Consider the following 21,328-nt stretch of genomic DNA (forward strand, 5'->3'; position numbering starts at 1 on the left):
GTGACCACCGGCGGTGTTCCGAACACGGACGCCACGCACCTCCCGCCGGGCGCCTCGGAGCCCTTCCCGCTCGGTCCCGCCCAGGTCGGCCTGTGGTACGCCCAGCTGCTCGAACCCGACGTGCCGGTGAACATGGCCCAGTACGTGGATATCCAGGGCGATCTCGACGTCGACCTGCTGCTGCGCGTCGGTGACGAGGGTGTCGCGATCTGGCGCACCTCGCAGCTGCGTTTCGCCGAGATCGACGGTGAACCCCAGCAGTACCTGGACCTGACGGCGGTGGATTCCCCGCAGGTCTACATGGATCTGCGCGGCGAGGCCGATCCCATCGCCACCGCGCACGCGTGGATGCGCGCCGACCTGGTCCGCCCGCTGGATCTGCTGACCGATCAGCTGTTCGCGCCGACCCTGATCCACGTCGCCGACCAGCGATATTTCTGGTACGTCCGCGCCCACCACATCGTCGGCGACGGCTACGCCGCCATGAGCGTCATGCAGTGGACCGCCAAGCGTTTCACCGCGCATCAGCTCGGTACCGAGCCCGAGGTGGTCAAGGTCGGCACCCCGCAGGAGATCGTGGCCGGCGAGCTCGCCTACCGCGAGAGCACCCGCTTCGCGGTCGATCGCGCGCACTGGGCCGAGCGCACCCGCGGGCTGGAGGGCGCGACCACCCTGAACAGCCGGACCGCCCCGCGCAACGCGGGTAACCGGGTCTTCGGCGCGGCCCTGCCCGCGCAGCTGCAGGAGCGCATCGAAGAGGTTGGCGCGCAGAGTGATTCGGGTCTGCCCGTCGTGGTGCTCGCGGCGTTCGCGGCCTACCTGGGCCTGATGACCGGCAAGCCGGAAGTGGTGATCAGCCTGCCGGTGACCGCGCGCACCACCGCGGTCATGCGCCGCTCGGTCGGCATGCTGTCCAACATCGTGCCGCTGCGCATCGGTCTCGGCGACGAGGCCACCTGGGGCGATCTGCTGACCGCCACCCGGGTCGAGGTCTCGGGCGCGCTGCGGCATCAGCGCTACCGGCACGAGGACATTCGCCGCGACGCCGAGCACGAGGACCGCCCGGCCACCCGCGCGCTGTTCGGCCCGATGGTCAACATCATGCTGTTCCACAACCGCCTGGACTTCGGCGAGTTGAGCGGGCGGCTGCACATCATGTCGACCGGCCCCATCGAGGACATGAGTCTCAATGTCTTCTACGGCGACAACGACCGGGTCCACCTCGACTTCGAGGTGAATCCGAATCTGTACTCCGACAGCGAGATCGCCCGCCACCACTCGCGGTTCCTGCGTCTGCTCGAGCGCCTGGTGGACACCGATCCGGCCACCCCGATCGCGGCCCTGGACGTGAGCACCGAGCTGGAACGCGAAGTGGTGCTGCGGCTGTGGAACAGCACCGAGCGCCCGGTCGAGGCCGGCGTGACCCTGGTGTCGATGTTCGCCGAGCAGGCCGTGCGCACCCCGGCCGCTCCGGCGCTGCGTTTCGCGAACGAGCCCGCGCGCGATCTCGACTACGCGGGTTTCGCCGACCGCGTCAACAAGCTCGCCCGGCACCTGATCGCGGCGGGAGTCGGTCCCGAGGACCGGGTCGCGCTGCACATGCGCCGCTCGCCCGAGCTGGTCATCGCGATGTACGCGGTGCAGGCGGCGGGCGCGGCGTACGTCCCGCTGGATCCGGACAACCCGGCCGACCGCATCGCGCACATTCTCGAAACAGCCGCTCCCGCACTGGTTTTGACCAAGGTTGCGGATCGCCCGGCGGAGTCGATCGCCGCCGTGTGCGTGGACGAGCTGGACCTGGACGCCGTGTCCGGCGCGCCGATCGCCGACGCCGAGCGCCGGTCCGCGCTGCGGCCCGCGAACACCGCCTACGTCATCTTCACCTCGGGTTCGACCGGCCGCCCCAAGGGCGTCGCGGTCACCCACGCGGCCATCGTGAATCGCCTGGTCTGGATGCAGAGCGCGTACGAGCTCGGCGCCGCCGACGTGGTGCTGCAGAAGACCCCCGCCACGTTCGACGTCTCGGTGTGGGAGTTCTTCTGGCCGTTGCAGACCGGCGCGACGCTGGTGCTCGCACAGCCCGACGGCCACCGCGATCCGGCCTACCTGCGCGCGGTCATCGCCGACTACGGCGTGAGCGTGGCGCATTTCGTCCCGTCCATGCTGGACGCGTTCCTGGCCGGGCTGGCGGACGAGCAGGTCACGGGCCTGGCCGGCCTGCGGCACGTCTTCGCCTCGGGCGAGGCGCTGCCCGCGCGCACGGCCCAGCGGCTGCGCACGGTGCTGCGCCGCGCGGGCGCGACCGCCGCGCTGCACAATCTCTACGGTCCCACCGAAGCCGCGGTCGATGTCACCTTTCACGAGGTCACGGCCGCGGACACCGAGTTCGTGCCGATCGGCGCGCCGGTGTCCAATACCCGGCTGTACGTGCTCGACGCACGTCTGCGGCCGGTTCCCGTAGGAACTCCGGGTGAGCTGTATCTGTCGGGGGTTCAGCTCGCCCGGGGCTACGTGGGCAATGCCGCGCTGACGGCGGAGCGTTTCGTCGCCGATCCGTTCGCGGGCGGCGCGGGGCACGGCGGCGCCGGCGAATCGATGTACCGCACCGGCGATCTGGTGAGCTGGACCGAAGACGGCGAGCTGGAGTACCTGGGCCGCACCGACTTCCAGGTCAAGCTGCGCGGGTTGCGCATCGAGCTGGGCGAGATCGAAGCGGTGCTCGCGGCCGTGCCCGGCGTCGAGCGCGCGGTGGTGCTGGTGCGCGAGGAGCAGCTGGTCGCCTACGTGGTGTCCGAGCTCGCGATCGAGGAGACCCGGCTCCGCGCCGCGGTGGCCCGCGCGCTGCCCGCGTACATGGTGCCCGCCGCCTACATGGTCCTGAAGGCGTTGCCGGTCAACGCTTCCGGGAAGCTGGATCGGGCGGGTCTGCCCGCCCCGGTGCGCGTGGCCGCCAGTTACGAGGCGCCGATCTCGGTGGTGGAGCAGGCCGTGGCCCGCGTGTTCGCCGAGACCCTGGCGGCCGAGCGGGTCGGGCGTACCGACGACTTCTTCGCCCTGGGCGGCAACAGCCTCAACGCCACCCAGGTCGCCGCGCGGCTGAACGCCGAGCTGGGCTGCCGCCTGACGGTGCGCGAGATGTTCGCCGCCACCAACGTGGCCGAGCTGGGCGCGCTCATCGACGCGCAGTTCCTCGACGAGGACGCGAACAACGGTGCGGCCCTGCGGCTCACGGCGCGGCGCGGCGACGAGCGGCCGGAGAACGTGCCGCTGTCCCCGGCCCAGCAGCGCATCTGGTTCCTGAACCATTTCGACACCTCGGCCGCGAACTACAACATGCCGTTCGTGGTGCGGCTGCAGGGCACCGCGGATCTGGCGGCCCTGCGCGCCGCGGTCGCCGATGTGCTGGCCAGGCACGAGGCGCTGCGCACGCTCTTCCCGGTCGTCGCCGACGGTCAGGCCTGCCAGCGGGTGCTGCCGGTCGATCGGCTGCCCGAACTCGTCGCGCACGAGGTGGTGACCGACGGCGCCGAACTCGAGGCCGCGCTGTCCGCCATCGCCGCGCGCGGATTCGATCTCGAACACGAGATTCCTTTCCGTGCTCGCGTTTTTACAGTGCTTGACACCGTCGCGGCGGACGCCGCGGCCGTCGATCCGGTCTCGGAGATCGAGGCCGCCGCCGCGTCCGGGCGCTACGCGCTGGCGATGGTGCTGCATCACGTCGCCGCGGACGGGCTGTCGCTGCCGATCCTGGCCCGCGACCTCATGCTGGCCTACGCCGCGCGCTCGGCCGGTCAGCGGCCGGGCTGGGCGGAGCTGCCGGTGCAGTACGCGGACTACACCCTCTGGCAGCGGGATCGCCTCGGCGCCGCCGACGACGAGAACTCGCTGCTGGCAACGCAATTGGCGTTCTGGCGGCAGACCCTCGCGGGCGCTCCCGATCTGCTGGAGCTGCCGGGCGATCGCCCGCGCCCGGTGCAGGCGAGCGGCCGCGGCGGTAAGCGTTCGGTGGAGCTCCCCGGCGAGCTGCACGCGCGGATCGTGGAAACGGCCCGGGCCGAGAGCGTTTCGACCTTCATGCTGGTGCACGCCGCGCTGGCGGTGTTGCTGTCCCGTTTGTCCGGTGAGTCCGACATCGTGATCGGCACGCCGGTCGGCGGCCGCGGTGAGCGCGAACTCGACGATCTCATCGGCATGTTCGTCAACACGCTGCCGCTGCGCACCGAGATCGACGACGCCCTGGAATTCCGCGCGCTGCTGCGGCGGGTGCGCGACGCCGACCTCGCGGCCTTCGCGCACGCGGACGTGCCCTTCGAGCAGCTCGTCGAAGCCCTGAATCCGGCGCGCTCGCAGTCGCGTCATCCGCTGTTCCAGGTGGCGCTGTCCTTCACCGCCTCGGGTGATATCAGTGTCGAACTGCCCGGATTGCTTGCCACGGCGGGTACGCTGGAGACGGGAGTGACCAAATTCGACCTGTCGGTCGCGGTCACCGAAAGCTTCGTCGGTGCCGGTCCCGGGGAAGGTCCGGCACCGACGGGGATCACCGCGGAGTTCGAGTTCGCGGCAGATCTGTTCGACGCCACCACTATTGACGTCTTCGCTGCCCGTTTTGTCCAGTTGTTGACGGCGATCACCGCGAATCCGGCCACGATCGTAGCCGCGCTGCCGTTGCTGTCCGAAGCCGAATACGCCGATCTCACCGATCGTTCCGGCGGTCCCGTACAGACCGGTCGCGTTATTCCGGACCTGCTGGCGGCGGCCGTCGCGGCCAATCCGGACGGCGTCGCCCTGGTCGACGGCCCGCGCGAGCTCACCTACCGCGAACTCGACACGGCCTCGAATCGGCTGGCGCGCCTGCTGATCGGCCGCGGGGTCGGCCCGGGTGACCTGGTGTCCCTCGGTATGCCGCGTTCGCTGGAATCGGTGCTGGCGACCTGGGCGATCAGCAAGACCGGCGCGGGCTGGGCCCCCGTCGACCCGGCCTATCCGGCCGAGCGCATCGCGCGCATGGTGGCCGACGCCGGCGCCGAGTTCGGCCTCACGCTCTCCGGCGCCCGGGCCGGGCTCCCGGACACGGTGTCCTGGCTGGCGCTGGACGACGAGCTGTTCCGCGCCGCGGTGGCGGCCTACTCCGACGACGCGGTCACCGACCGGGATCGGCTGCGCCCCTTGCGCACCGCCGATGTCGCCTACGTCATCTACACCTCCGGCTCGAGCGGTGTGCCCAAGGGCGTCATGGTCACCCACGAGGGTGTGCCGTCCTTCGCCGCGGGCGAGGTCGAGCGTTTCCTGGTGCAACGGTCCTCGCGCGTGCTGCACGTCGCCTCCCCGGCCTTCGACATCTCGGTCGGCGAACTCGCCATGGCGATCGAGGCCGCGGCCACCCTGGTGGTCGCGCCGCCCGAGGCCGTCATGGGCGCCGAACTCACCGAGGTGCTGCGCGCGCACCGGGTCACGCACGCGTTCATGACCCCGTCGGCCCTGGGCACCGTGGATCCGCTCGAGGCGCCGGACACCGAGGTCGTGGTGGTCGGCGGCGAGCCCTGCCCGCCGGAGCTGGCGCGGCGCTGGGCCGAGGCCGGGCGCTCGTTCGTCAACTGCTACGGCCCGACCGAAACCACCTGTGTCACACAGGGTTCGGTGCCGCTGGCGGCCACCGACGAACTGCACATCGGCCCGCCCTTCGCGGGCGTGTGCGAATGGGTGCTCGACGAGCGCCTGCGCCCGGTGCCGATCGGCATGGTCGGCGAGCTGTACGTGGGCGGACCGCAGCTGGCCCGCGGTTACCGCGGCCAGGCCGCGCTGACCGCCGGTCGTTTCGTGGCGTGCCCCTGGGCGCCGGGCGAGCGCATGTACCGCACCGGCGATCTCATGCGCTGGACCCCGACCGGTTCCATGCAGTGCCTGGGCCGCAACGACTCCCAGGTCAAGCTGCGCGGCTACCGCATCGAACTGGGCGAGATCGAGTCGGTGCTGGCCGAGCACCCGCAGGTGCGCCGGGCGGTGGCGGTCAAGCACGCGCACGCCACCCGCGGCGATCAGCTGGTCGCCTACCTGGTCTCCGATGTGGCCGAACTGGACGTCGCCGCGGTCAAGGCCGGGCTGACCGGACGGCTCGCGCCCTACATGGTGCCGTCCGCGTTCGTGGTGCTCGACGAGATCCCGTTCACCGTCAACGGCAAGCTGGACTACCGCTCGCTGCCCGAGCCGGTGTTCGAGAGCGCGGTCTACCGCCGCCCGAGTACCGTCACCGAAGAGCTGGTCGCGGGCGTTTTCGCGGAGCTGCTCGATGTCGAGCAGGTCGGCGCGGACGACGATTTCTTCACCCTGGGCGGCAGCTCGCTGCTGGCGGCCAAGGCCGCCGCGCGCCTGGGCACGGTGCTGAACACCACCGTCGGCGTGCGCGTGCTCTTCGAGGACTCCACCGTGGCCGGGCTGGCCGCGCGGGTGGACGCCGGTCTCGGCGAGGCCCAGCGCCCGGCGCTGGTCGCGGGCGAGCGCCCCGAGCAGCTGCCGCTGTCGCCCGCGCAGCAGCGCATGTGGTTCATCAACCGCTTCGATCGCGAGTCCATCGCCTACAACCTGCCGATCGCGCTGCGCCTGACCGGCGCGCTGGACGCGGCCGCGCTGTCGAGTGCCTTCGGCGACGTGCTGGCCCGGCACGAGACCCTGCGCACCTACTACCCCGAGACCGAGGCCGGCGCGGTGCAGGTGATCGCGCCGGTGGCGCAGACCTTCTCGGGCCTGAGCACCACCTCGCTCACCGAAGCCGAACTGGCGGTGCGGGTTCCGGAGATCCTGACCACCACCTTCGACGTCACCGCCGAGGTCCCGATCCGCGTCGAGCTGCTGCGGGTGCTGGACGAGGCCGGCGAGTTCACCGGTGAGCACGTGCTCGCCGGTGTGCTGCACCATATTTCGGCCGACGGCTCCTCGGTGGTGCCGTTCGTGCGCGATCTCATGGTGGCCTACGGCGCGCGCCTGAGCGGGACCGAGCCCGCGTGGGCCCCGCTCGCGGTCCAGTACGCCGATTACGCGCTGTGGCAGCACGCGCTGCTCGGCGCCGAGGACGACGCCGACTCGGTGGCCGCCCAGCAGCTCGCCTACTGGAAGCAGGCCCTGGCCGGGCTGCCCGATCAGCTGGATCTGCCCGCCGATCACCCGCGCCCCGCGCGGCAGACGTTGCGCGGCAAGCAGATCCACCTCGAACTCGACGCCGCGCTGCACGCCCGCCTCACCGAGGTCGGCCGCGGGCAGGGCGCGACCCTGTTCATGGTGGTGCACGCCGCGTTCAGCGCCCTGCTGGCCCGCCTGTCCGGAACCGAGGACATCGCGGTCGGCACCCCGATCGCGGGTCGCGGCGACAGCGCGCTGGACGACGTGATCGGCATGTTCGTCAACACCCTCGCGCTGCGCACCCGGGTGGCGCCGGCCGAGCCGTTCACCGAGCTGCTCGCCCGGGTCCGGACCGGTGACATCGCCGCCTTCGCCCACGCCGATGTGCCGTTCGAGCGCCTGGTCGAGGTCCTGAACCCGGTCCGCTCGCAGGCCCGGCACCCGCTGTTCCAGGTGGGCCTGTCCTTCCAGAACTACGAGCACGCCGAACTGCGCCTGCCCGATCTGACCGTGACCGAGCTCGAATTCGAGAACCACATCGCGCAGTTCGACCTGCACCTGTTCGCCACCGATCGCTACGCGGCGGCCGGCGCGCCCGACGGCGTGGCCCTGACCCTGGGCTACGCCACCGATCTGTTCACCGAGGGCACGGCGCGGCACATCCTCGCCGCGCTGGCCCGCGTGCTCGAAACCGTCTCGGCCGCACCGGAAACCGTGATCGGCGACATCGATCTGCTGGGCGCGGACCTGCGTGCCCGGGTGCTGGGGGAGTGGAACGACACCGCGCGCCCGCTGGCCCCGGCCACCCTGGCCGATCTGGTCGACGCGCAGGCGGCGCGCACCCCGGACGCGGTGGCGCTGCTGTCCGCCGACGGCGAGATCACGCTCTCCTACGCGGAATTCGATGCCCGGGTGAACCGTCTGGCCCGGCATCTGATCGCCGCGGGCGTCGGCCCGGAGACCGGCGTGGTGCTGGCCATGCGCCGCGGCGTCGAGCTGGTGATCGCCATGTACGCGGTGGTCAAGGCGGGCGGCGCGTACGTGCCGATCGACCCCGATCACCCGGCCGACCGCATCGCCTACATCGTCGACACCGCCGCCGCGGCGGTCGTGCTCACCACCGTCGCGGACGGCCTGCCGTTCACCGCCCGGGTTCCGGTGTTCGAGGTCGACGCCCTCGACCTGACCGGCGTGTCCGCCGCGCCGGTGACCGACGCCGAGCGCGTGCGCCCGCTGCGCGAGCAGCATCCGGCCTACGTCATCTTCACCTCGGGCTCGACCGGCCGCCCCAAGGGCGTGACCATCCCGCACGCCGCCATCGTCAACCAGTTGCACTGGCTGCGTGAGACTTTCGAGTTGAGCGCCGCCGATCGCGCGCTGCTGAAGACGCCCGCGACCTTCGACCTGTCGGTCTGGGAGTTCTGGTCGCAGCCGACCAGCGGCGGCAGCCTGGTGGTGACCGCGGCCGGTGACGAGCGCGATCCCGATCGCCTGCGCGCGGTCATCGACGCGCACGGGGTCACCGTGCTGCATCCGGTCCCGTCGCTGCTCGGGATGCTGCTCGCGAGCGGCCCGCTGCCGTCCTCGGTGCGCGCGGTGCTCGCCATCGGCGAGGCCCTGCCCGCCGCGACCGCCGCGGACTTCCTGGACGGTGGCGTGGGATCGCTGTACAACCTGTACGGCCCCACCGAGGCCGCGGTGTCGATCACCTCGTTCCCGGTCCGCGCCCGGCATCAGCAGGCCGTTCCGATCGGCGCCCCCGCCTGGAACAGCCGGGTCTACGTGCTGGACGCCCGGCTCTCGCCGGTCCCGATCGGCGTTCCCGGTGAGCTGTACCTGTCCGGCGCGCAGCTGGCGCGCGGCTACCACGGCCGCCCGGCTCTGACCGCGGGCAGCTTCGTGGCCGATCCGTTCGGTCCGGGCCGCATGTACCGCACCGGCGACATCGTGCGCTGGCGGGCCGACGGCACCCTCGAGTACGTCGAGCGCGCCGACTTCCAGGTCAAGATCGGCGGCTTCCGCATCGAACTCGGCGAGGTCGAGACCGCGCTGCGCAGGCAGCCCGGCGTCGCCGCGGCGGTCGCCGTGGCGCATCAGGGCGCCGCGGGTGCGCGCCTGGTCGCCTACGCGGCGGTCCCCGGCGCGGACGAGCCGGAGCGCGACGCGCTGTCGGCCACCCTGCGGTCCGCGCTGGCCGCGGCGCTCCCGAAGTACATGGTCCCGGCCGCGGTCACCGTCCTGGACGCGTTGCCGCTCAACGCCAACGGCAAGGTCGACCGGGCCCGCCTGCCCGAACCGGTGTTCGCCACCGCGGTGTACCGCGAGCCCGTCACCGAACTCGAGCGACTGGTCGCGGCGGGCTTCGCCGAGGTCGTCGGCGGCGTCGCCGCGGAGCGGGCCGACCTGGTCGGCCTGGACACCGATTTCTTCGCTCTCGGCGGCAACTCGCTGATGGCGACCCGGCTGGCGGCCCGCCTGGGCTCGGATCTGGGTGTGCGGGTTCCGGTTTCGGCGCTCTTCGAGGCTCCGACCGTGGGTGAGCTGGCCGCCTGGCTGGCCACCGCGGACCGCGCCGAACTGCGTCCGGCACTGACCCGGCGCGCGGACTCCGGGCACGCGCCGCTGTCGCTGGCCCAGCAGCGCATGTGGGTGCTCAACCGCCTGCATCCCGAGTCCGGCGCCTACAACATCCCGGCCGCGATCCGGCTGACCGGTGCGCTCGACGTGCCCGCGCTGGCTGCGGCGCTGCGAGATGTGCTGTCCCGGCACGAGATTCTGCGCACCCGCTATCCCGAGAAGGACGGCGAGCCGGTGCAGCTGGTCCTGGGCATCGACGAGCTGAACGCCGACCTCGACCCGATCCGGGTGTCCGAGGCCGAGATCCAGCTGCGCCTGATCGAGATCGCCACCGCCGGTTTCGATGTCACCGCGGCCCCGCCGCTGCGCATCCGGCTGTTCGAGTTGTCGCCGGCCGAACACGTGCTGATCGTGGTGCTGCACCACATCAGCGCGGACGGGTACTCGGTGCTGCCGATGACCCGGGATCTGGTGCAGGCGTACCTGGCCCGCTCCGAGCAGCGCGAGCCCGGCTGGTCGCCGCTGGAGATCCAGTACGGCGATTTCGCCGCCTGGCAGCGCGCGGTGCTCGGCGCGGACACCGATCCCGAGAGCTTGCTGTCGCGGCAGCTGGCCTTCTGGGTGGACGAGCTGTCCACCGCGCCCGCCCAGCTGGAGCTGCCCACCGATCGCCCGCGTCCCACGCGCCGCGACATGCTGGGCGCCGAGTTCGATTTCCAGATCTCCGACGAGATCACCGGCCGCCTGGGCGAGCTGGCGAGCGCCCAGGGCGCCACCCTGTTCGGGGTCGTGCACGCCGCGTTCGCGGTGCTGCTGGCCAAGCTCTCGGGCCAGCGCGACATCTCGATCGGCGTGCCGGTCGCGGGCCGCGGTGAGCGCGCGCTCGACGACCTGATCGGCATGTTCGTCAACACCGTGGTGCTGCGCACCGAGGTGGACGCCAAGCTCTCGTTCACCGAGCTGCTGCGCCAGGTGCGCGATCGGGACCTGGCGGCGTTCGCGCAGGCCGACGTGCCCTTCGAGCGCGTGGTGGAAGCGGTGCTCGCGGCCACCGGCCGTCCGCGTTCCAGCGCGGTGAACCCGCTGTTCCAGGTCGCGCTGTCGTTCCAGAACATCGCGGCCGGGCCGGTCTCGCTGCCCGGTCTCGCGCTCGAGGCGATCGAGCCCGAGCTCACCGAGGCCAAGTTCGACCTGCAGCTCACCGGCATGGAGCGCCGGGACGAGCTGGGCCGCGTGGTCGGGCTCGACATGCGATTCGGTTACGCCACGGACATTTTCGAGGCGGACACCGTTCGACTGCTGGCCCAGCGCCTGCTGCTGGTGCTGCGCGCGATCGTGGCCGATCCGGCGGCGCCGGTGCGCGCCATCGACATCCGGACCGCGGCCGAGCGCGACCGCCGCCCCGGTGCGCCGGCCGCGGCCACCGAAGCGGCTCGGCCGCAGCGTGTTTCGGACGACCGGCCGACCGCCGATCTGCCGACCCTGATCGCGGCGGCCGCCGCGATCGACCCCGATTCGATCGCGCTCACCCACGGCGATCACACCGTCACCTACCGGGCGCTGGCCGACAAGATCGGCCTCACCGCCCGGGCCATGGGTGCCGCGGCGAAACCGGAAGCCCTGGTCAACGTCGCACTCGCCGGGCTGGTGCCCGGCATCCTCACCGCGCTCGGCGGTGCGGGTCTCGGTCAAGTCCTGGGCGACCTCGCAACACAGGCCCAGGCAGTGGTTCTTCGCTCGGAAAGCTCGTCGGAAGGAAACCTCTGATGCACTACGCAGAGTCGATCGCTACCAGCCGAACCGGCCGCTCGGCCCTGCGAAGGGCCTACGGTGTCGGTGATCTGCCCACCTTGATTCCCCTGGTGGCCGAGCTGGACGCCGATCGGATCGCGCTGCGCTACGCCGAGCAGACCATCGCCTACGGCGCGCTCGCCGCCGAGGTGGCGATGCTGAGCGAGGCCATGGGCGGTGCGCTCGAGCCCGAGGCGCTGGTGCAGGTCGTGGTGTCCGGGCAGCTGCCCGCGCTCATGGACGGCCCCGAGGGCGAGCTGACCGCGGTGCTCGAGGCGCTGGTCGACGACGCCGTGCTGGCGGCCTCCGGTCTGCTCGAACCCAAACTGGCGCCGATCGAGACGCTGACCTCCAAGTTCCGAGCCCAGGTGCGCCGCACCCCGGACGCGGTGGCCATGGAGTTCGAGGGCGCCGAGCTCACCTACGCCGAATTCGCCGACCGGGTCACGGTATTGGCCCGGCACCTGCGTGAGCTGGGTGTGGGCCCGGACGTGCTGGTGGGCCTGGCCGCGCGCCGGTCCTTCGAGTTGCTGGTCGGCATGTACGCCATTCTCGAGGCGGGCGGGGCGTACCTGCCGCTGGATCCGGATCACCCGGCCGAGCGCATCGCGTACGTGCTCGAGGTCTCCGCGCCCGTGCTGGTGCTGACCACCACGGCCGACAGCGCCGGGCTCGACACCGCGTTGCCGGTGCTGCGCATCGACGAATTCGAGCGCACCGCACGGGAATCGGTCCCCGGCGCCGCGCTGTCCCCGGCCGATGACACCGAGCTGACCCAGGCCGGCGCGGACAATCTCGCGTGCGTGCTGTTCACCTCCGGCTCGACCGGCCGGCCCAAAGGCGTGGCGATCTCGCACCGCGCGATCCTGGCGCTGTTCCGTTCGCAGCAGCGCCGCCTGCAGCTCTCGGCCGCCGACGCCATGCTCTTCAAGACCCCGACCACCTTCGATGCCTCGGTGTGGGAGATCTTCTGGACCCTGCAGACCGGCGCGCGCCTGGTCATCGCGGTGCCGGACGGGCACCGCGATACCGCCTACCTGATCCGCACCATGCGCGAATCCCAGGTCACCGCCGCGTTCTTCCCGCCCTCGATGCTCTCGGTGCTGATCGCCGAGGCCGAGCAGGATCCCGAGGGCCTGTCCGATTCCCTGCGTTTCGTCTACGTCGGCGGCGAGGCCCTGCCGCCCGCCACCGCCGCCGGCTTCCGCGGCGTCAGCGGTGCGACCCTGTACAACATCTACGGCCCCACCGAGGCCACCGTCCTGGTCACCTCGCACGAGGTCACCGCGGTGGACGTGGACTCGGTCCCGCTCGGTCACCCGGGGGACGAGGTGGAGCTGCTGGTCCTGGACGAGGATCTGCGCCCGGTCCCGCACGGTGTGGTCGGCGAGCTCTACCTGGTCGGAATGCAGCTGGCGCGTGGCTATTTCGCGCGCCCCGGCCTGACCGCGGACCGTTTCGTGGCCAACCCCGAGGGCCCGGCGGGCGACCGCATGTACCGTACCGGCGATCTCGTGCGCTGGGTGCACGGCGTCGACGGCGGCGCGGACGAGCTGCAATACCTGGGCCGCACCGACTTCCAGGTCAAGCTGCGCGGCCAGCGCATCGAGCTGGGCGAGGTGGAGTCGGCGCTGCTGCGCGACGACACGGTGGCCCAGGCCGCGGTGCTGCTGCACACCGGCGCCAACGGCGAGCAGTCCCTGGTCGGCTACGTGGTTCCGGCGCGCGGCGCCGTGATCGACACCGCCGCCGTGCTGTCCGGCGCCCGCGCGCACGTGCCCGCCTACATGGTGCCGTCCGCGCTCGTCGTCATGGCCGAGTTCCCGATCACCGTGCACGGCAAGCTGGATCGGCGCGCGCTGCCCGAACCGGTGTTCGCCGACGCGAGCGCCGCCTACCGCGCGCCCTCGACCGAGGCCGAGGCCGCGGTCGCCGCGATCTTCGCCGAGCTGCTCGAGCGCGAGCGGGTCGGGGCGGACGACGACTTCTTCGCCCTCGGCGGCAATTCGCTCGTCGCCACCCGCGCCATCGCCAGGATCCGGGACACCCTGGGCGCGGCGGTGGACGTGCGCGACTTCTTCGACAACCCGACCGTGGCCGCGCTGGCGGCGGCCGCCGGGCAGAGCGCGGCCGCCGGTGCGCCGGCGGTGCCGCTGGTGGCCGGTCCGCGGCCGGAGGCGATTCCGCTCTCGCCCGCGCAGCAGCGCATGTGGTTCCTCAATCGGCTCGCCCACACCGAATCCGAAGGCGCGACCGCCGGTTTCGACGCCGCCGCGGTCGACAACGTGGTGGCCGCGCTGCGGCTGCGCGGTGAGCTGGACCTCGCGGCGCTGACCGCGGCCGTGACCGACCTGGTCACCCGGCACGAGATCCTGCGCACCTACTACCCGCAGACGCCCGCCGGACCGGTCCAGGTGGTTCTCCCGGCCGCCGATTTCGACGCGGCCGCCGCACTCGACCTGACGCCCGCCGAGGTCACCGAACAGGAACTGCCGCAGGCGGTCTACGCGGCCGCGGGGCGCGGTTTCGATGTGGCCGAGGGTGTTCCGCTGCGGCTGCGGCTGCTGCGCCTGGGTGCGGACGATCACGCGCTGGTGCTCGTCGTGCATCACATCGCCGCCGACGGCTTCTCGCTCGGCCCGCTGGTGCGCGACCTGGTGCTGGCCTACGCCACCCGCCAGGCGGGCTTCGTGCCGGTCTGGGAGCCGCTGGCCGTGCAGTACGCCGACTACGCGCTGTGGCAGCGCGAGGTGCTCGGCGACGAGGCCGATCCGGAATCGCTCGCCGCCCGTCAGCTCGCCTTCTGGACGAACGAACTCGCGGAGCTGCCCGCCCAGCTCGACCTGCCCGCCGACCGGCCCCGCCCGGCCGATTCGAGCTACCGGGGCGCGACGTTCGACGTCGAGCTCTCCGCCGAACTCCGCGCCGCCGTCGACGCGGTCGCCGCCCGCGGCCAGGCGACCCCGTTCATGGTGCTGCACGCGGCGCTGGCGGCCCTGCTGGCCCGGCTGTCCGGCACCACCGACATCGCCATCGGCACCCCGGTCGCCGGTCGCGGCGAGGCCGCGCTGGACGATCTGATCGGCATGTTCGTCAACACCCTGGTGCTGCGCACCGAGGTGCGCGGGGACCGCTCCTTCGCCGAGCTGGTATCGCATGCCCGCGAACGGGATCTGCGCGCCTTCTCCCATCGCGACGTCCCGTTCGAGCGCCTGGTCGAGGTGCTCAACCCGGTGCGCGCCCGCAACCGGCACCCGCTGTTCCAGGTTGCGCTGTTCATGCAGAACCAGGGCGTCACGACGCCCGAACTGCCCGGCATGCGTGCCGAATTGATCGACTTCGAACTCGCCTTCGCCAAGTTCGACCTGAATCTCAACGTGGTGGAGCGTGATTCGGGCTACAACGTCGAATTCACCTACGCCACCGATCTGTTCGACGAAGCCACCGTTCGCGAGTTCGCGGCCAAGTTCGTGCGCCTGCTGACCGCGGCGACCGCCGACGCCGACCGCGCCGTCGGTGACATCGCGCTACTGGACGGCAGCGAGCTGGACTACGTGCTCGAGAGCTGGAACGCCACCGGCGCGAAGGTCCAGGACACGCTGCTGCACGCCGGATTCGACGCCCAGGCCCAGCGCACCCCGGACGCGGTCGCGCTGGTCTCGGGATCGGAGTCGCTCACCTACCGGGAGCTGTCCGAGCGGGCCAACCGCCTGGCCCGGCTGCTCGTGGCCGAGGGCGTGGGCCCGGAGTCCCTGGTCGTGCTGGCCATGGCGCGGTCGGTGGATCTGGTCGCGGGCATGTACGCCGTGCTGCGCGCCGGCGCCGCCTACGTGCCGGTCGACCCGAGCCATCCGGCCGAGCGCATCGCCACCGTATTGACCACGGCCGCACCGGCCCTGGTGCTCACCACCGCCGCCGACGCGTTCGAGACCACCGCGGCCCCGCTGCTGCGCGTCGACGAGCTCGACCTGTCCGGGTTCTCGGCCGCCAAGCTGACCGACCGGGACCGCCGCGCCCCGCTGCACCCGGAGCACCCGGCGTACGTGCTGTTCACCTCCGGCTCGACCGGTACGCCCAAGGGCGTCGCGGTGAGCCACCGGTCCATCGCCAATCAGATGGCGTGGATGCAGGCCGAGTACGGCATCTCGCGCTCCGATGTCTACCTGCAGAAGACGCCGAGCACCTTCGACGTCTCGCTGTGGGGCTATTTCCTGCCGCTGCGGGTCGGCGCGGTCCTCGTGCTCGCGACCCCGGACGGTCATCGCGACGCCCGCTACCTCGCCGAGACCATCGCCGAGCGCGGGGTCACCCTCACCGACTTCGTGCCCTCCATGCTCGCGGTGTTCACCGCGCACGCCGCGGCGAGCGAACTCGCGTCGCTGCGCGACGTTTTCGTCGCCGGCGAGGCCTTCCCGGTGGAGACGGTCACCGCCTGGCGCGCGCTCTCGGACGCCACCCTGCACAACCTGTACGGCCCGACCGAGGCCGCGGTCACCGTCACCTACCGCGAGGCCGACGAGCGCACCCCCGCGGTGCCCATGGGCGAGCCCGAGTGGAACACCCAGGTGTACGTACTGGATTCGCGCCTGCGCCCCGCGCCGATCGGCGTTCCGGGCGAGCTCTACCTGGCCGGCGTGCAGCTCGCGCGCGGCTACTACCGGCGCGCAGACCTCACCTCGGATCGCTTCGTGGCCAACCCCTTCGGCGCCGTGGGCGGTCGCATGTACCGCACCGGCGACCTGGTGAAGTGGACCGCGGACGGCGAGCTGGCCTACCTGGGCCGCATCGACTTCCAGATCAAGTTCCGGGGCCAGCGCATCGAACTCGCCGAGATCGAGAGCGCGCTGCTCGCCCAGCCCGAGGTCGGTCAGGCGGCCGTCCGGCTCATCACCGCCGACACCGGGGATTACCTGGCGGGCTACGTGATTCGCGCGGAGGACGCCGGCCTCGACACCGCGGATCTGCGCGAGCGGCTCACCCGGTTGCTGCCGTCCTACATGGTGCCGACCGTCGTGCTCGAGCTGGCCGAGTTCCCCATGGGCACCAGCGGCAAGCTCGATCGCGGCGCCCTGCCGGTTCCGGTGCTGGCCGCCAAGCGTTTCCGCGCGCCGGTCGACGCCGCCCAGCGCGTCGTCGCGCGCGTCTTCGGCGAGGTCCTCGGCCTGCCCCGGGTCGGGCTCGACGACGACTTCTTCGCCCTCGGCGGCAGCTCGCTGCTCGCCACCCAGGTGACCGCGCGCGCGGGCGCCGAACTGGGCGTGCGGATTCCGGTCCGCGTGCTGTTCGAGGCGGGCACGGTGGCCGGCTTCGCCGCGGCCGTCGGCCTGCTGTCCGATGCCGCACCGCGCCCGGCGCTGACCGCGCGCCCGCGCCCGGACCGGGTACCGCTGTCCCCGGCCCAGCAGCGGCTGTGGTTCCTGAACCGCCTGGAGAACGAGCAGGACGGGCCCAGCCTCTACAACCTGCCGGTGGTGCTGCGCCTGACCGGCACGCTCGACGTGACCGCGCTGGAGCAGGCGGTACTGGACGTGCTCGCCCGGCACGAGTCGCTGCGCACGAGTTTCCCCGCCGACGCCGAAGGTCCCTTCCAGCAGTTGCTCGCGGCGACCGACGTCGGGCTGAGCCTGACCCCGGTGCCGGTGCGCCCGCAGGACGTGACCGGCACGGTCACCGCGCTGGCCCAGGCCCCGTTCGACGTCACCGCCGAATTGCCCTCGCGCATAGCGCTGCTGGTGCTCGATCACGGCGCCGAGGAGGCGCCGGCCACCGACGAGTACGTGCTGGTCGTGGTCGTGCACCACATCACCGCCGACGCGCTGTCGCTGCGCCCGCTGATCACCGACCTCATGACCGCCTATCACGCGCGGCACTCCGGCACTGCCCCCGGCTGGGAGCCGCTGCCGGTGCAGTACGCGGACTACGCGCTGTGGCAGCGCGAGGTGCTCGGATCCGCCGGCACCCCGGGCGATCTCGCGCACCAGCAGCTGGAGTTCTGGCGTGACACCCTGGCCGGGGCCCCGGCGCGGCTCGCGCTGCCGACCGACCGCCCGCGCCCGGCGCAGCCCCGCAACATCGGCGACGCCGTCGACTTCGCGGTGCCCGCCGAGGTCGCCGTCGGACTGCGTGCCCTCGCCCGGGAACAGGGCGCGACCCTGTTCATGGTCGTGCACGCGGCCTTCGCCGCCGCCCTGGCCCGCGTCAGCGGCACCGGCGACATCGTCATCGGCACGCCGGTCGGCGGTCGCGGCGAACGCGAATTGGACGGTCTCATCGGCATGTTCGTCAACACCGCTGTGCTGCGCACCGCGGTGGACGGCGCCGCCGGCTTCGCCGAGTTCGTGAACTCGGTGCGCGACACCGACCTGGCGGCCTTCGCCAACGCGGACCTGCCGTTCGAGCAGATCGTCGACGACATCGTCACCGATCGCACCACCGGCGCCCACCCGCTGTTCCAGGTCATGATCAGCTTCGGCGACAACGGCAACACCGCCGTGGAACTGGAGCTGCCCGGCCTGACCGTACGCCCGGTGCCCCTGGCCGACCCGACCGCCAAATTCGATCTGCAGCTGGTGATCGAGGACGGCACCGACGGCGCCCTGGGCGGAGCTCTGCGCTTCGCCGCCGAGCTCTTCGATCGGGCGTCGATCGAGACGCTGCTGGCCCGCTGGCAGCGCGTGCTGGCGGCCGTCGTGGCCGACTCCTCGATCCGGCTCGGCGACATCGATCTGTTCGACGACGCCGAACGTGAACGCGTGCTGCGTGTCTGGAACGACACCACCGCCGCGGTGGACACGGAGCAGACCCTGCTCGCGCTGTTCGAGGACCGCGCGCGCACCGCGCCCGACGCGATCGCCCTCGCCGTCGAAGGCGAGAGCCTGACCTACGGCGAACTCGCCGCCCGCGTGCACCGCCTGGCGCGCTACCTCGTCGAGCAGGGCGTCGGCCCCGACGTCCCGGTGGCGCTGGGCATGCGCCGCTCACTGGACCTGGTGATCGGCATGTACGCGGTCATCGCCGCGGGCGGTGCGTACGTGCCGCTGGATCTGGATCACCCGATCGAGCGCACCCGCTACGTCGTCGACACCGCCGCCCCGGTCTGCGTGCTCACCTCCGGCGCGGATCTGGAACCGCTCGGCGTGCGCCAGATCCGCCTGGACGAGCTGACCGCCGACGCTGCGACGCTCGCCGGGTACGCGACCGCGCCGCTGACCGACGCCGATCGCCGTGCCGCGCTGCGCCCGTCGCACACCGCGTACATCATCTTCACCTCCGGCTCGACCGGCCGCCCGAAGGGCGTGGCCGTCTCGCACGCGGCCATCGTGAACCGCCTGGCCTGGATGCAGGCCGAGTACGCGCTGACCCCCGCCGACGCCGTCCTGCAGAAGACCCCCGCCACCTTCGACGTCTCGGTGTGGGAGTTCTTCTGGCCCTTGCAGATCGGCGCCCGACTGGTCCTGGCCCGGCCCGAGGGCCACCGTGATCCCGCCTACCTGGCGACGACCATCGCCGACGAGCGGATCACGGTCGCGCACTTCGTCCCGTCGATGCTCGAGCTCTACGTGACGGAACTGGAAACCCGATCCGCGGACGCGCCGGAGCGGAGCGAAGGCCGGGGACTCACCATGGTGTTCGCTTCCGGGGAGGCGCTGCCCGCGCCGCCCGCGCAGCGCCTGCGCGCCCTCACCGGTGCGGAGGTGCACAACCTCTACGGCCCCACCGAGGCCGCGGTCGACGTCACCTACCACCGGGTGACCGACGCCGACACCCGGACCGTGCCGATCGGCCGCCCGGTCTTCAATACCCGCGTCTACGTGCTGGATTCGCATCTCGCGCCGGTCCCCGCCGGTGTACCCGGCGAGCTCTACCTGGCCGGCGCCCAGCTGGCCGTGGGCTATGTCGCGCGGCCCGATCTGTCCGCGGATCGCTTCGTGGCCAACCCCTTCGGCACCGGCGAGCGCATGTACCGCACCGGCGACCTGGTCAAGTGGACCGCCGACGGTGAACTGGAATACCTGGGCCGCACCGACTTCCAGGTCAAGCTGCGCGGTCTGCGCATCGAGCTCGGCGAGATCGAGGCCGCCCTGGCCGCGCACGAGTCCGTCGCCCAGGCCGCGGTGCTGGTGCACGCCGCCGAGCACACCGGTGAGCTGCTGGTCGGCTACCTCGTGCCCGCCGTGCCCGGCGCGAGTGTCGACACCGGCGCGCTACGCGGGGAACTGGCCGAACGACTACCGGCCTACATGGTGCCCGCGGTGTTCGTGGAGCTGGCGGCCCTGCCGCTGTCCGCGAACGGCAAGCTGGATCGCCGGGCGCTGCCCGCTCCGAGTTTCGCCGCCGCCGAATTCGTCGATCCCGCCGGGGATTCCGAACTGCTCGTGGCCTCGGTCATGGGCGAGCTGCTCGGCCTGGAGCGGGTCGGGGCCGGGGACGACTTCTTCGCCCGCGGCGGCAACTCGCTCATCGCCACCCAGCTGGTGTCCCGGCTGTCGCAGGCGACCGGCCTCGCGGTGCCGCTGAGCACCGTCTTCGACGCCTCCACCGTGCGCGAGCTGGCCGCGCGACTCATCGCACTGGCCGACGCCGGCGAGGTGAACGCCGCACTGCCGCCGGTGGTTCCGCAGCAGCGCGGGGACTCCGTGCCGCTGTCTATCTCCCAGCAGCGCATGTGGTTCCTGAACCGCTTCGACACCGCGGGCGGCGGGTACAACCTGCCGTTCGCGCTGCGCCTGACCGGCTCGCTCAACATCGAGGCGCTGCGGGCCGCGGTCGGTGATCTGATCGACCGGCACGAAACCCTGCGCACCCTGTACCCGGAACAGGACGGGGTGGCGCGTCAGGTGGTGCTGCCCGCGGGCACCCGCCTGGTCGACCTCGAGCCCCGCGAGGTCACCGCCGCCGAACTGCCGGCGCTCGCGGAAGGCTTGGCGCGCACCGTCTTCGACGTCACCGCCGAGGTGCCGCTGCGCGTGCGGCTGCTCCAGGTGGCCGACGAGCCCAACGCCTACGTGCTGCTGATCGTGGTGCACCACATCGCCGCCGACGGCTGGTCGCTGGCCCCGCTGACCCGGGATCTGGCGCACGCCTACGTGGCTCGCTGCGCGGGCAGCACCCCCACCTGGCAGCCGCTGCCGGTGCAGTACGCCGACTACGCCATCTGGCAGCGCGAGGCCCTCGGCTCGCCGGAGGAACTGAACTCGGTGCTCGCGCGCCAGGTGCGGTTCTGGACCCGGCAGCTGGCCGGGGCCCCGGATCTGCTGGCCCTGCCCACCGATCGCCCGCGCCCGGCGGTGCACTCCAACCGCGCGGACGTGCGCACCGCCGTCCTGGACGCCGAATTGCACACCGCCGTCGTGGAATTCGCGGCCGCGCACCGGGTGACCCCGTTCATGGTGCTGCACACCGCGCTGGCGGTGCTGCTGGCGCGGGTGTCGGGGACCGAGGACATCGTGGTCGGCACCCCCGTGGCCGGTCGCGGCGATCAGGCGCTGGACGAGCTGGTCGGCATGTTCGTCAACACGCTGGCGCTGCGCACCGCGGTGCCCGCGAGCGCCCGCCTCTCGGAGGTGCTCGCGGGGGTCCGCGACGCCGACCTGGCGGCGTTCGATCACTCCGCGGTGCCGTTCGAGACCCTGGTGGACGCGCTCAATCCGGTGCGCTCGCAGGCGCATTCGCCGATCTACCAGGTCGGCTTCACCATGCAGAACATGGCGCAGCCGGAGTTCCAGCTGCGCGGGCTCGGCATCAGGAGCCTGGACGCGGGCGTGCTGCCCATCCAGTTCGATCAGGACTGGACGCTCAGCGATCGCCACGCGGACGGCGCGCCCGCCGGCATCGACGTGCACCTGCA

2 protein-coding genes (1 of these 2 only partly in view) are annotated in these 21,328 nt (G+C 72.1%); both read left to right on the forward strand.

Annotation, left to right across the window (positions count from 1 at the left end; genetic code table 11):
* On the forward strand, nucleotides 1-11,457 hold the full coding sequence (locus tag ACWIGI_RS08320) for an amino acid adenylation domain-containing protein (RefSeq protein ID WP_454201668.1): 11,457 nt from the start codon (nucleotides 1-3) through the stop codon (nucleotides 11,455-11,457).
* Nucleotides 11,457-21,328, forward strand: the 5' portion of a protein-coding gene (locus ACWIGI_RS08325) for a non-ribosomal peptide synthase/polyketide synthase (protein ID WP_454201669.1). It continues 9,097 nt past the right edge of the window; 9,872 of the gene's 18,969 nt are visible here — the first part of the coding sequence; its start codon is at nucleotides 11,457-11,459; its stop codon lies beyond the right edge, outside the window. Before ACWIGI_RS08320 ends, ACWIGI_RS08325 begins: the two co-directional genes overlap by 1 nt.

It is taken from the genome of Nocardia sp. NPDC055321, assembly GCF_053645575.1.